Genomic DNA, 14,268 nt, shown 5'->3' on the forward strand with positions numbered 1-14,268 from the left:
ACCGTCGCAAGCACTTTTTTTGACAGTGAGTAAAAAACTGAGGTTTTTAGCAATAATATTTTTTTAGAAAAAGTATGAAAGTGACGCCTTTTTCCAGGGGCAAAATTAAATAATCCTCCCACTTTATGTAACTGCTCACTTGCAGGCAGGTAACAACGAAACAAATCGATTGGAAATTAATCAACTGTGATAGTATGAGTTTCATTCCTCTAAAGGGTAACCACCATGTCTCTTCTCGATTACGCCAGGAAGTTCATGAGTGCTCCGTCCACGGTAGTCTGTCCTGCCTGCGGTTTAAGTTCCTCCCAGCCTGCCTCAAAGATTCGCCTGAAACAGGCTATGCTTTGTCCGGGATGTAAATCTCTCTTTGTCTCTCCACGTTAGCACCTGACTTTCAGATCCGACGATCTTCCCTGTTATACCGTAAAGACCTGGACCTGCAGCTGATAAATCCCTGATGCCTTACGCCCATCCTGAGAGAACGTTTCTGAACTGATTTCTCAACTGCTCCTGCGCGTTAATGTCGCATGAGAGCAAGACTATGAAAATAAATCCTGGGGCATGGTTTCGCCGCGCCCGTATCATGACAAAAGCGCCAGGGCGCGCATCGTTTTCTTCCAATGACCCTATGGGGGAAAACACTCCGCGCCCGGAGCTGTTCTCAACGCCTCAGCTTGAGCGTTATGGTCAAAAGCTGGCGCATACGCATAAATTGTCGCCGGACAAGATGCCGTACTACCTGCTAAAACGATTAAGTGATAACGAAGCCGTTATTACACAAAACTGTTACACGCTTAACGCCGGTAAAAAAACCAGCATTATGCCCGCTGGGGAGTGGTTGCTGGACAACTACTACCTGATTGAGGAGCAAATTCGCAACGTCCGCCAGCACTTGCCGACCAGCTTTGGCAAAGGTCTTCCTTCACTCGCGTCTCCGCACCCTTGTCCGCGTATCTATGATATTGCTACCGAGGCGGTTGCGCATGGTGACGGACGCTGGGACACCGCCAGTCTGACCAGCTACATCGGCGCCTACCAACAGGTCACGCCGCTGACGTTAGGGGAAGTCTGGGCGTTGCCCGGTATGTTGCGACTGGCGCTGATTGAAAATCTGCGTCGGGTCAGTATTGAGGTGGTTCAGGCTCAGCAGGAACGCAGCCTTGCTGACAGCTGGATAACGCGGATGACCGACTGCGCCGAACATGCGCCAGCTGACCTCATTCTGGTGATCGCCGACATGGCGCGTTCCCGGCCGCCACTGAGCAGTGCCTTTGTCGCGGAAATGGTTCGTCGTCTGCACGGGCAGGGGAATGCGCTGGCATTACCCTTGGGCTGGGTAGAACAACGCCTTGCCGAGCAAGGCCTCACAACCGAGTTACTGATCCATCGCTTCAACCAACAGCTTGCGGCCAGTCAACTTTCCGTCAGCAACAGTATTGCCGGGTTACGCCTGCTCAATGAAACCAACTGGGCTGATTTCGCCGAGAACATTAGTGTGGTTGAGCAGACGTTACGTCGCGATCCGGCGGGCATATATTCCTGTATGCATTTTGATACCCGCGATCATTATCGCCATGTGATTGAGATTCTGGCCCGGGAAAGTCAGCTCAGTGAGCCCGACGTGGCAAGCCGCATACTGGCGTTGTCAGCATCAACCCAACCGGGCATGCCCTCTCATCACATTGGATATTATCTGATGGGAGAAGGGCGGCGTCAGTTAGATCACCATTTGTCGGTGGCGAGCTCTGGCCTCAAACGCTTGCGGCACAGTCTCAACAGATATCCTCTGTTATCCTGGCTTGGGAGCATGAGCCTGTTAACCACGGCGGCCACCGCCGCAATATTGTATGACACAGCGAGTCTGGGTATGGCCTGGTGGTTGTTACTACTGGCTTTACCTTTGATTGTGGCGTTGAGTCAGTTGGTCAGCGATATACTCAGTGAAGCGACGACCCGCTTTCGGACTCCCCGACCGCTGCCACGAATGGACTTTTCTGACGGGATTCCGGTGACATCCTCCACGCTGGTGGCGATCCCCTGCATGCTGACGAGTCACGCCGGCTTCAGCACGCTCCTCACAAGCCTTGAAGTGTGCTGGCTTGGCAACCAGGACGATAACCTCTGTTTCGCGCTTCTTACCGATTTTGCTGACGCGGCGACTGAAAGTACGGATGAACAACGCGCACTGTTTAGTCAGGCGATGTCAGAAATGCACCGGCTTAACCTGCGCTATCCTTGCCGCCATCAGCGCTTTTATTTGCTCCACCGCTCGCCTGAATGGAATGCATCGCAGGGGATCTGGATGGGTTATGAACGCAAACGGGGCAAGCTGGCGTTGCTGAACAGCTGGTTACGTCATCCAGACACGCAATTTTCCAGCGTTGCGGGCATGCCCGCGAACCGCTTACCCAGACAGATTAAGTATGTCATCACGCTGGACAGCGACACGCTCCTGCCACGTGATACCGCGCATAAGCTGGTCGCAACGATGGCGCATCCGTTGAACAAGCCGGAATACGATCCGCGATGTCAGCGGGTCGTCAAAGGATACGGTATTTTACAACCGGGGCTGGCAGAAGAGATGCCGCGTAACGGTCAGGGCCGCTATGCCGCGATGCGCAGCAGCGTACCGGGTAATAACCCTTATTCCATGATGTCTTCAGATATCTATCAGGATCTGTTTGAAGAAGGCTCCTTCGTCGGCAAGGGAATTTACGACGTGGATATTTTTGTCCAGGCCACGGCCAACACCTGCCCGGAAAATCTGGTGCTCAGTCACGATCTTCTGGAAGGATGCTATGCCCGCGCCGGGCTGCTGAGCGAGGTCTTACTCTACGAGCAGTACCCGAACAACTATCTGTCCGACGTCGCACGCCGTACGCGCTGGATCCGTGGCGACTGGCAACTGCTTAACTGGCTTAAGCTGCGGGTCCGAAAAGCGGATGGGACGCGGGATAAAAACCCATTGTCAGCGCTCTCTCGCTGGAAGCTGTTTGATAACCTGCGCCGCAGCCTGGTCGCCCCCGCATTACTGGTGCTGCAGTTTAGCGCGCTGCTGTGGGTGCCGAATCCGGGATACTGGCTGGGCGTTCTGGCCCTGGTCTGGCTGCTGCCTGCTGTGCTCTGTATCCTTATCGATCTTGCCAACAAGCCGCATCGTCGTCCTCTGAGGCAACATCTGGTGCTGGTTACGGCGGGGGCACTGAAGCGACTTTCCCGGATTGGACTCAATTTTATTTTATTGCCCCATGAGGCGGGCTATTCGCTGTATGCGATCGCCGTAACGCTCTGGCGCCTTGGCATCAGCCAGCGCAACCTGACGCAATGGTCAAGCCACAGTCCGGACAGCCTTCAGTCCCAACTTTCTGCCTTTCGTTTTTATCGGGTAATGTGGCTGAATGTGGCTTGTGGTGCGGCACTCACGCTTCTGACGCTGTTACTGGCGCCACAATGGCTGACCCTGGCCCTGATCATCAGCCTGTCATGGTGCCTGGCACCGCTATTATTGAGTGGACTGAGCCGCCCGCCAGCGCGTAAGGCGTTTCTGCCTGACCCGCAACAGAAACGACTTCTGCGTCAGACCAGCAGAGAAATCTGGGCGTTTTTCGAGACCTTCGCGACGGCGCAGGAAAACTGGCTTCCCCCGGACAATTATCAGGAAATCCCGGAGCCAAAAATCGCGCATCGCACGTCACCCACCAATATCGGACTGTCCTTGCTGGCGAACCTTACGGCCTGGGATTTCGGTTATCTCTCTGGCGCGGATGTCCTGCAGCGCATCACGCAGACGCTCGACACGCTGGATAAGATGGAGCATTACCGGGGACATTTGTATAACTGGTATGACACCCGCACGCTTGCGCCACTCAGCCCGCGTTATGTTTCCAGCGTTGACAGCGGCAATATGGCCGGCCACTTACTGACACTGCGCGAAGGGCTGTCAGCCATGCGTCATCAGCCCGTTTTCAACGGCGTACGCCTACTGGAGGGGCTGAATGATACTCTGCATGTGCTGGAAAAATATTGGGGCCATAACGCGCCAGCCAGCCTGGGCGTGCTGCGCACGCAGTGCCTTAATGCTGCATCGTTACCTTCAGGGCAGTGGTTAAGCGAACTCAAAAAAATGCAGGTGCACGGCAACGAACTGGCCCGGCTGTCTCAGGAGGAAAGCCGCGTGGTGGTGCGCTGGACGGCGCATCTGGTCAGTCAACTGCAGCAGCTCTGTGATGAATGGACGACGCTGCTTGGCTGGCTACCGGTGACATATCATGCACAGGCCCTGCCTACGCTGAGTGAGCTGGCTGGCGGAATCACCCTTGAAGCGGTTATCGCGCCGACAGCCGTTATGACCCAGGCCCGGCGGCGACTGGCGATTATCAGCGAACTTGAACAACGTCTCGCCGACCATGCGCGAATGGATTTTACGTTTCTGTATAACACGGCTACCAGCATGCTAAGTGTGGGCTACAACTGCGATACCAACACGCTGGATAAAAGCCACTACGATCTTTTGCCTTCAGAAATCCGCCTGACCAGTTTTGTCGCTATTGCGACGAATCAGCTGCCGCTTAAAAGCTGGTATGCACTTGGCCGACTGTTTACCACCATCGATCGTGAAACTGCCCTGATGTCCTGGAGCGGTTCAATGTTTGAATATCTGATGCCGAATCTGGTGATGCCAACCTGGCACGGCAGTCTGCTGGATGATATGAGCAAATCTGCGGTAATCAGGCAGATAAACTGGGGTAAAGAGCGTGGCGTGCCGTGGGGCGTCTCTGAGTCTGGCTACCATGCGTTTGATGTTCAACATAATTATCAGTATCAGGCATTTGGCGTACCCGGCCTTGGTCTCCGGCGCGGACTCGCCGACGATATGGTGGTGGCCCCTTATGCCACGCTGCTGGCGCTGTTGGTTTCACCGCAAAAGGCCTGCGACAATCTGCTCAGGCTGCAGGAAAACGGCGCGCGCGGCGAATATGGTTTTTATGAAGCGTTGGACTATACGCCATCGCGACTGGCAACCGGGCAGCTTTTCCTGGTTGTTCAATCCTGGATGGCGCACCATCAGGGCATGGCTTTCCAGGCGCTGGGGCATCTGCTGCTTGATGCCCCTATGGCCGGGCGATTCATGTCGAGTCCGGCGTTCAGATCGGCCAGCCTGCTGTTACAGGAGCGCGTACCCGATGAGGTTGAACTCTACAGCCCGCGTCGTCATTTTGAATCTCATGAGGGAAGAATTAAGCCTGTGCGCTATGAACCGCGAATCTTCACGCATGCGGATACGCCGACCCCCGAGATACAATTATTGTCCAACGGGCATTACCATCTAATGATAACGCCAGGCGGTGGGGGATACAGTCGCTGGAACAACATCGCATTGACACGCTGGCGCAGCGACAGCACCCGTGATAACTGGGGAACGTTCTGCTATATCCGGGATCCGCTCACTGACGAGGTGTGGAGCAATACCTGTCACCCTCTGGGGGCCAGTGCGGACATCAGCGATGAAATCATCTTTACCGATGCGGGGGCCGAGTTCAGGCGCGTGCTCGGCTCGCTCAGCGTGAAAACCCGGGTTGTGGTCTCACCGGAAGATGACATCGAACTGCGTCGTGTCACCCTGATGCATCGAGGCCGAAGCCCACGAACACTCGAGCTGACGACCTATGCTGAAGTGGTGCTTGCCTCGGACATCAGCGATCAGGCGCACCCGGCGTTCAGCAACCTGTTTATTCAGACGGAAGCCGATCCCAGGCATGATGCCATTTTGTGCCACCGGCGTGCACGCTCGCCGGATGAACAGAGCCCGTATCTGTTTCATATGATGGTGGTGCATGGCGATTGTTCAGAGAACGTTTCATTCGACACCGACAGAGCGGGATTCATCGGCAGGGGTAAAAGCCCGGCTGATGCCCAGGCGGTCAGCATGAACGGACCGCTCAGCAACACGTCCGGCGCCGTGCTGGATCCGATACTGTCGATACGCCACGCGATTACGCTCCAGCCCGGACAGCCGGTGACCATTGATATCGTTTTTGGCGTCAGCGAAAACCGTCAGCAAAGCCTCGCGCTGATGGAAAAATACCGCGATCATCCTATCGCCGATCGCGTGTTTGAACTGGCCTGGTCCCACAGTCTGGTTGTGTTACGGCAGATGAATGCCAGCGAAGATGACGCAACTTTGTTCAACCGCCTCGCCAGCGCGGTACTTTATCCCTGTCAGGAACTGCGCGGTGACGAACAGGCCATCAGCCGAAACCGACGTGGTCAGTCGGGCCTGTGGGGTTGGGGGATCTCAGGTGATTTGCCGATTGTGCTGATCAGCCTGACCAGCGAGGAAAAAATTGCTTCTGTCACCACGCTGATTCAGGCACATCGCTACTGGAGACTGAAAGGGCTGGAGGTGGATCTGGTGATTCTTAATAACAGTCCAGGTGGCTACCAGCAGGCGCTGCAGACGCAGATTATGGATTTAATCTATGCCGGTTCTGAAGCCAGCTTGTTAGATAAACCCGGGGGGATTTTTGTCCGTAACGGTGAACATTTGTCTGCCGAAGACAAGCAGTTGCTGATGAGCGTGGCCTGTCTGAGCCTGGACGATCGCGCTGACGGCATCAATGAACAACTTAACCAGCGTATTCACGCAACAAAAAAACGCGTCAGGCCTTTTGTGCCCTCGGTGACGTCAGAGAGCAATCATCACGCCGACTGGATACCGGAAACTCACCTGTTGCGCCATTTCAATGGATACGGTGGCTTTTCTCAGGATGGTCGCGAGTATCAGATCCTGCTGAGAGAAAACCAACCGACGCCAGCGCCCTGGTCAAACGTGCTGGCAAACGAGAACTTTGGCAGCGTGATTTCTGAAGCAGGCCAGGCCTACAGCTGGTTCGAAAATGCGCACGAATATCGCTTAACGCCGTGGGAAAACGATCCGGTAAGCGATCGTAGCGGGGAGGCATTCTATCTGCGTGATGAAGAAAGCGGCGCATGCTGGTCACCCATGACCCTGCCCGTGCGCGGTCAGGGCGATTATCTTACCCGCCACGGTTTTGGTTACAGCGTGTTTGCCCACCGTGAAAATGGACTGGACAGCGAACTGACAGTCCTGGTGGACGAACAGGCGCCGGTTAAGCTTGCAATACTGAAGCTCAGCAACCATTCGGGCCGTACACGCAAATTGTCTGTCACCGGCTACGTGGAATGGACACTTGGGGCAACGCGCAACCACTCTGCTGCGCATATCATCACGCATTCGCCCGGCCTCGCGGGGGGAAGTGCGGTCATGGCCAATAACTTCTACGGTGCTAATGGCGGGGAACGCACCGCCTTTTTCGCCGTTAACGATCCTCTGAGTACGGTAACGGGCGACCGCCGCGAGTTTATCGGGCGTAATGGTTCACTGCGCGCCCCGGCCGCCATGACGCTTCGCAGACTCTCGGGTAAAACGGGAGCCGGGCTTGATCCCTGTGCCGCGCTACAGTCGACAACCTCCCTTATTGACGGTGACCAGAAAACCTATGTTTTTGTCCTCGGCGTGGCCGATAACCCGGCACAGGCACAGGAAACGCTTGCCCGTTTTCTGCATGAGGAAAATGCGCGTCAGGCGCTGAATCAGGTTCACCATTTCTGGCACAACGTGCTTGATAAGGTCGTTGTGCAGACGCCCGACAGCAGCGTTGATTTGCTGGTAAACGGCTGGCTGCTGTACCAGACATTAGCCTGTCGCATCATGGCGCGCAGCGGCTACTATCAGTCCGGTGGGGCATTTGGTTTCCGCGATCAGTTGCAGGATACGCTGGCGCTGAGCCACGTTGCACCGGAGCGACTGCGCAGCCAGATCCTGCTGTGTGCCTCACGGCAGTTTATTGAGGGGGATGTGCAACACTGGTGGCATCCTCCGCAGGGTAATGGCGTGCGAACCCGCTGTTCGGATGACTACCTGTGGCTTCCGCTTGCGGTTTGTCACTATGTGGATACAACGGGAGATACTGGCGTGCTGGCGCAGCAGATTCCCTATCTTGAAGGGCGTCCGCTCAAGCCCGGCGAAGAATCAGTTTATGATACGCCGGTTATCAGCCACCTCGAAGAGACGTTGTGGCAGCACTGCGTAAAAGCGATTGAGCGGGGGCTAAACTTCGGCCAGCACGGCCTGCCGCTAATGGGGGCAGGTGACTGGAATGACGGGATGAATCTGGTCGGTATTGAAGGCAAAGGTGAAAGCGTCTGGCTCGGCTTTTTCCTCTACGATATTTTGCAACGCTTTGCGGCGCTGGCTGAACAGCGCCAGGATGAACGCGTGGCAGCATTGTGCTATTCAGAAGCGCTGAGCCTGCAAAAAAATCTCGAATCTTACGCCTGGGATGGTGCATGGTATCTCCGCGGCTACTTTGACGATGGTACGCCGCTGGGGACAAGAGAATCGCAGGCGTGCTGGATCGATGCGATTGCACAAAGCTGGTCCGTTTTGTCCGGCGCAGCTGATCCAGTGCGCAGTGCGCAGGCTATGCAGTCACTCGACAGCTATCTGGTGGATAACGATGCAGGATTGATCAAGTTGCTAACGCCACCGTTTGATGGTCATGGTCCTAATCCCGGTTACATACAGGGTTATCTTCCGGGTGTGAGGGAAAACGGCGGGCAGTACACGCATGGCGCCATCTGGGCGGTCATGGCGTTTGCCCGGATGGGACAAAAAGCGCGAGCGTGGCAACTATGGTCAATGATCAATCCGGTAAACCACACGCTGCAGACTGAAGGCGTTAACATCTACAAGGCGGAGCCCTATGTGATGAGTGCAGATGTATACAGCGTTGCACCTCATACAGGCCGTGCCGGGTGGAGCTGGTACACCGGTTCCGCAGGCTGGGCCTACCGTCTGGTGACTGAAGAGTTACTCGGAATAAAACGGCACGGAGAGACGCTGGTTATTCGCACTCACTTACCTGATGACTGGCCTTCGATCAGCCTGTCCTATCAACACGGGCGCAGTCAGTATTACATTAGGATTTCTCGTCACGACGGTGAACCTCGAGTGACTATGGATGGCACGCTCCTGCCGGATGACCGCATTCCTTTGCGGGATGATGGACAAAATCACAATGTCGATATTATTCAGCGCTGACCGTCCGCTCTGTGCCAGGAGCAGACATTGATAATTCAGCGTTACTGTGGTTATTTGGGTGCAGGCAAAGCGCCCGCCCCCAAAAAATCTCCCAAAGAAGCCGCATAGTTTCTCCCAGACATCAGGCTAACCCTGATATATTGACGCCAAAAACCTGCAAAAGAAGAATAATATTTAGCGTCACGATAATCACTGTGCCAATTACCGATAATATTACTGTAAGTTTATTATTTACAAACTCTCCCATAATGTCGCGGCGGCGAGTAAACATTACCAGCGCTATCATGGGCGCTGGCAAAGCCAGACTCAGGACAACCTGACTGTAAACCAGGGCATCTGTTGCATTAACTCCCATTGAAACCACGACAAATGCGGGGATCATGGTTACCAGACGGCGTAACCAAACAGGAATGTAGAACCCCACAAATCCCTGCATAATCATCTGACCCGCCAGAGTTCCAACCACTGAACTTGAAATGCCCGACGCAATCAGAGACAACAAGAATACGCCTGCAGCACTAACCCCCAGTAAAGGTGTCAGCGTGTGATAGGCCGTCTCAATTTCAGCAACATCACTGTGTCCAGCATGGAATGCACTCGAAGCCATGATAACCATCGCAATATTGACCAGTCCTGCAATACTCAGTGCAATCACAACCTCAATATTTGAGAAAGACAGTAATTTGCGGCGTTCACTTGAATTTTTTGCTGGAGTGCGGCTCTGCGTTAACCCTGAGTGAAGATAAATAGCATGCGGCATCACCGTTGCCCCGATAATTCCTACTGAAATGGTTAACGCCTGGGCATCAGGCAGCTTCGGAATGACCATGCCAAGACCTGCTGCAGTCCAGTTGACTGGGGCAATAAACATCTCGATCAGGTAACACAGCGCAATGACGGCAACCAGTCCACCAATCATCAGTTCTAACGGCCTGAACCCGCGTTTTTCAACCAGCAACAATGTGTAAGTGATCAGCGCGGTAATGCCCATTCCTACCAGTAAGGGGAGATGAAACAGGATTGATAGCGCCAGCGCACCGCCAAGAAACTCAGCCAGATCGGTTGCCATTGCAGCAATTTCGCTGACAACCCACATGCCCCATACCACGGGTGAAGAAAACTGGTCACGGCACATTTCAGCTAAATTTTTATTAGTGACGATACCGAGTTTCGCCGACAGAGCCTGGAAAAGCATGGCGATAATGTTGGCCATCACGACCACCCAAAGAAGGGTGTAACCATACTTTGCTCCTGCCTGAATATTTGTCGCAAAGTTTCCTGGATCCATATAAGCGATAGACGCAATAACCGCAGGTCCGGCAAAAAGTAACGGCGTCATTAAACGGCGTTGACGACCGGATAATACTTCTGCAATCGAACGATTGGTTCGTTCAGTTAAGGTTGAAGACCGAGTGGATCCGGACATAACGTTACTTACCCCTGTTTTGTATTTTTAGACTAATTTAAGAACCAAATCATAGCACTTGCTATACTTCATAGCGGAAGCTAATTTCATGATGAAATTAGTGCTATTTTGTATCTGAATGTAAGGGAAAGGTGAACGACTTGTTTCAGTTAAGTACTTAAGTACCACACCAACGCGAGCAATACTGGGAAGAATCAAAGGGGAATGTTCGCTTTTTTTCATAGTGGGCACTGCGCTTAGTAAACTCGTCTGCTTAGTGCCATAAGCGAAAGCAGCTAACAACAATTGTGTTGCCAACGGGGGAAAAAACGCAGGGTTCTCAGGAAGATGGCTGGAAGAACAAAATCTTTAGAAAATGGCCCGAAAAGTGACCTGCTCCCCGTTATTTGACACAGCTTGAGCAAAGTCCGCTTTGTGCCAGAAGCGGAACTTACTTAGATCGTGCTATGTTAGTTTGCCGGGAGCAGGTCAGCCAGCTTGACAAGAGGCGCTGGCCCCGATTTAGCTTATAAGCACTGCGCTCACTTATGAGGCCGGGCTTTTTGTTAGCGTAGAATCAACTTCGGTATTCTGTTGCTATATAATTCGAGGTATCTAAACAGCGCCACCTCGCCCGTTATCAGCCTGAAGAGAGTACAGCTCAAAAGGTCATCTTTGTAACGTAAGTAATTCTTTCTCTAAGCGGTCAAGACATCCCGAGTTTATGTCTGAAGGAGACGTTGCACCTGTCAGTGTCATTGTCACTTTCATATCTTCAGCATACAGCCGTAGTAAATGTTCTACTCCTTCTTCTCCGGCTGCGGCAAGAGCATAAATGTACGCGCGCCCCAGTAAAACTCCTTTCGCCCCAAGAGCAAGCATGCGGATAACGTCAACGCCAGACCGAATACCAGAGTCCACTAATACGGTGAGATCGTCTCCAACGGCATCTGCCACACGAGGCAGAGCTCTTGCTGTTGGAACTGCGCCATCCAACTGCCTTCCGCCGTGATTAGAAACGACAATACCATCAGCGCCAAGCCTTACTGCATTTCGTGCATCCTCAGGTTCGAGAATTCCCTTAATGATTAGGTTCCCTTGCCAGCTTTCGCGAATCCACTCCAGATCTTTCCAGGTGATAGATGGATCAAAATTGCTGCTGATGAATCCCATATAGTCTGCCATCTTCATCTTATGTCTGGTATAAGCCTCAATATTACCAAAGGATAGAGGACGGCCTCTCAGCCCGACATCCAGAGCCCATTGAGGGTGAATGCACGCCTGTACATATTGCCTAAGCGTCGACATCGGTCCAGACATTCCGGAACGTTTGTCACGGTATCTGGAGCCAGGTATGGGCATATCTACAGTAAACACGAGAGTCTTCATACCTGCGGCCCACGAACGCTCAAGCGCATTGCGCATGTATCCGCGATCCTTAAGCACATAAAGCTGCGACCAGAGTTCTCCAGATGCATGGCTCGCAACTTCTTCAATAGAACAAACTGATACGGTAGAAAGCGTATAGGGAATACCTGTTTTAGATGCAGCCCGAGCTGCCTTGACTTCCCCACGACGGGCATACATGCCAGTAGCTCCAACAGGACCCAATGCTATGGGTAAGGACCATGATGACCCAAGTACTTTGGTGGAAAGATTAGTTTCACCGACTCCACAAAGAACCCGCTGGCGAAGAGCTACGGATGACAGTTCGTAAGCATTGGCATTCATTGTATTTTCTGCCACAGCCCCACCATCTATGTAATCAAAGAGAAATCTTGGGATGCGCATACGTGCAGCTTCACGATAATCAGCGGGCGATGAAACTATCATTTTATCTTTTCCTTATTTAATAGAATCAGGTAGACGGTCTGAATACAGAAAAACTATATGCTTCATAAAGCCATTGCAGAAATGAATTTTTAGAACCGAAATCATTCCTTTTAGGAATGGCTTGAGTTTGAAGCTGATTATTTTTCCGGCGATATATAAGAAGACGTATTCAATGAATTTATCAGTGCTTACGGGGAAGAGCTTCTCGTCCGAGAGTGCAACACCCAACATTAAGGGTGGGATTTGATTACATTCCGGGCGCTACTACAGCATCAGGGAGGACATATGGTGTTCGAAAGGGTTGTTATGTTCATTATGTCAGAACTTCCATGTCTCTATCATTTTGACGTCCGCTGTTCGCTCATAGCAGACATATCTAAATTGTTTAATTGAACGTGCCAACATCAGACCAGCGCAGGATTGACCGGATCGTTCTCTTTCAGACACAATCGAAACGACGCTTCTGATGTGTCGGGGATACTTACTCAGAAACCGGCGGAATGGTTGTGGACTGTAGTTGTGCTAAACCCCGGCTCAGCTATGGCGTTTTGTCATTTATAGGGAGTAAACATGGAAGTAACGGTAGAAATGTGTCCGCCAGATGAATGGGAATCCATGGTGAAAATTTTTACCGAGATGGAAGAGCACTACTATGGTAAGGGCATCATTCAGAAAACACTGTTGAAGAATTATCTCCGCAATCGACTCTTCAGTCAGCTCTCCGGTACTCAGGTGCTCAGGGCTCGCCGCGATGCAAATATCGTTGGGCTGGCGTGTTGCAGCATTCTCTATCCTTCGCCCCGGTACAGTGGAGAGTTACACATCAAAGAGCTGTATGTTTCACGGAGTGAGAGAGGTAAAGGCACTGGGGAATCCATAATGCGCTTTATGGCAAAACTCGCTCTTGAGCATGAGTGTCGTAGCCTTAGCTGGAATGCCGAGAAATCAAACGCCGGAGCAAACCGTTTTTATCAATCTTTAGGGGGCAGAATAAATGGCGATATTGTGAATTATTATCTCCATGGTGACCTCCTGAGTAAACTGGCTTCCGGCAGTTTGGCACCGTCTGGAGGCTGTACCGGTTAGTCTCTCGCACTGATTTGGCTTGCCTGCAAGGCAGAGGCAACTGCGTAATATTGATGCCGTGTCCGCTCTGTGCCAGAAGCGGACATTACCAACCAGTTGATTAGCGGGTAGCAGGTCATCATGACCGCATTCTTATGCTAAATTTGGGTTTCGTGCATACAATAAAAGGATACGTATGAGAATCGATATCTGTGGAGATTCTGACATTCCCGATCTGGCAAAGATTTTTGTCGAGATGGATTCTTATTATTTCGGGAGTGAAGCGGCCAGCTATGAAGAAATGCTCTCTTATCTGACCCACAGGTTTTTTTCCGTCTATTCCGGAGTAAGTGTCGTAGGAGCATGGAAAAACGGAGTCCTTGTCGGATTTGCAACGTTCACACTGATGTTTCCTGCTCCAAAGTGCTCCGGTCAGGCATATATGAAAGATCTTTTCACTTCAGCGGCGGTTAGAGGTCAGGGAGTCGGTAAATCACTTATGCGATTTATTGCGGCTTTCGCCGTTGAACATGGCTGCACGCGATTTGACTGGACCGCTGAAACCACCAACCCGAAAGCTGCCGAATTTTACTTGTCCCTTGGGGCTTCTTTCATCAAAGAAAAGCAGTATTTTCGATTGGATCATCAGCGTTTAGCTGCGTTTGCTATGCACAACACACATCCCTAAAGCCTATCCCGGCTTAGAAGCTGCACTTCATGGCCGGGACGTTATTTTAATTTGGCAGAATTGCCGGTCTTCATCATGTTGACTTCCGCCTCTCGCTCATAGCGGACCTCCAGCTCAGTCAGCCTGTCCGCTTTGTGCCAGGAGCGGACCTTA

At 52.4% G+C, this 14,268-nt stretch carries 6 protein-coding genes; 4 read left to right on the top strand and 2 right to left on the bottom strand.

Annotation, left to right across the window (positions count from 1 at the left end; translation table 11 throughout):
• Positions 1-225: 225 nt before the first annotated feature.
• Both QLG08_RS06855 and QLG08_RS06860 read left to right on the top strand, forming a co-directional pair.
• On the top strand, positions 226-384 hold the full coding sequence (locus QLG08_RS06855; RefSeq protein ID WP_217267919.1) for a YnfU family zinc-binding protein: 159 nt from the start codon (positions 226-228) through the stop codon (positions 382-384).
• A gap of 157 nt (positions 385-541) precedes the next feature.
• The gene (locus tag QLG08_RS06860) at positions 542-9,124 is read left to right on the top strand and encodes a glycoside hydrolase family 94 protein (protein WP_282472865.1); all 8,583 of its coding nucleotides are present in this window, start codon (positions 542-544) and stop codon (positions 9,122-9,124) included.
• Between the two features lie 121 nt (positions 9,125-9,245).
• Here the strand turns inward: QLG08_RS06860 and QLG08_RS06865 are convergent, their stop codons facing one another.
• Positions 9,246-10,550, bottom strand: coding sequence for an Nramp family divalent metal transporter (locus tag QLG08_RS06865; protein WP_210454168.1), 1,305 nt, complete (start codon positions 10,548-10,550; stop codon positions 9,246-9,248).
• Positions 10,551-11,198: 648 nt separating this feature from the next.
• On the bottom strand, positions 11,199-12,362 hold the full coding sequence (gene lldD, locus QLG08_RS06870) for an FMN-dependent L-lactate dehydrogenase LldD (RefSeq protein ID WP_110021572.1): 1,164 nt from the start codon (positions 12,360-12,362) through the stop codon (positions 11,199-11,201).
• A gap of 570 nt (positions 12,363-12,932) precedes the next feature.
• On the opposite strand from lldD, the gene QLG08_RS06875 reads away from it, so the two are divergent.
• Both QLG08_RS06875 and QLG08_RS06880 read left to right on the top strand, forming a co-directional pair.
• The gene (locus QLG08_RS06875) at positions 12,933-13,448 is read left to right on the top strand and encodes a GNAT family N-acetyltransferase (RefSeq protein ID WP_019105832.1); all 516 of its coding nucleotides are present in this window, start codon (positions 12,933-12,935) and stop codon (positions 13,446-13,448) included.
• Positions 13,449-13,623: 175 nt separating this feature from the next.
• Positions 13,624-14,115, top strand: coding sequence for a GNAT family N-acetyltransferase (locus tag QLG08_RS06880; protein ID WP_105083254.1), 492 nt, complete (start codon positions 13,624-13,626; stop codon positions 14,113-14,115).
• The last annotated feature ends 153 nt before the right edge of the window (positions 14,116-14,268 follow it).

Origin of the sequence: Pantoea sp. V106_11 (assembly GCF_029967885.1) — a bacterium.
In the GTDB taxonomy this organism is placed as follows: Bacteria; Pseudomonadota; Gammaproteobacteria; order Enterobacterales; family Enterobacteriaceae; genus Pantoea; species Pantoea ananatis.

Bases quoted from the DNA above. Each gene is read 5' to 3' on its own strand.
- QLG08_RS06880 (WP_105083254.1), top strand. From the start codon at position 13,624: ATGAGAATCGATATCTGTGGAGATTCTGACATTCCCGATCTGGCAAAG.
- lldD (WP_110021572.1), bottom strand. From the start codon at position 12,362: ATGATAGTTTCATCGCCCGCTGATTATCGTGAAGCTGCACGTATGCGC.
- QLG08_RS06865 (WP_210454168.1), bottom strand. From the start codon at position 10,550: ATGTCCGGATCCACTCGGTCTTCAACCTTAACTGAACGAACCAATCGT.
- QLG08_RS06855 (WP_217267919.1), top strand. From the start codon at position 226: ATGTCTCTTCTCGATTACGCCAGGAAGTTCATGAGTGCTCCGTCCACG.
- QLG08_RS06860 (WP_282472865.1), top strand. From the start codon at position 542: ATGAAAATAAATCCTGGGGCATGGTTTCGCCGCGCCCGTATCATGACA.
- QLG08_RS06875 (WP_019105832.1), top strand. From the start codon at position 12,933: ATGGAAGTAACGGTAGAAATGTGTCCGCCAGATGAATGGGAATCCATG.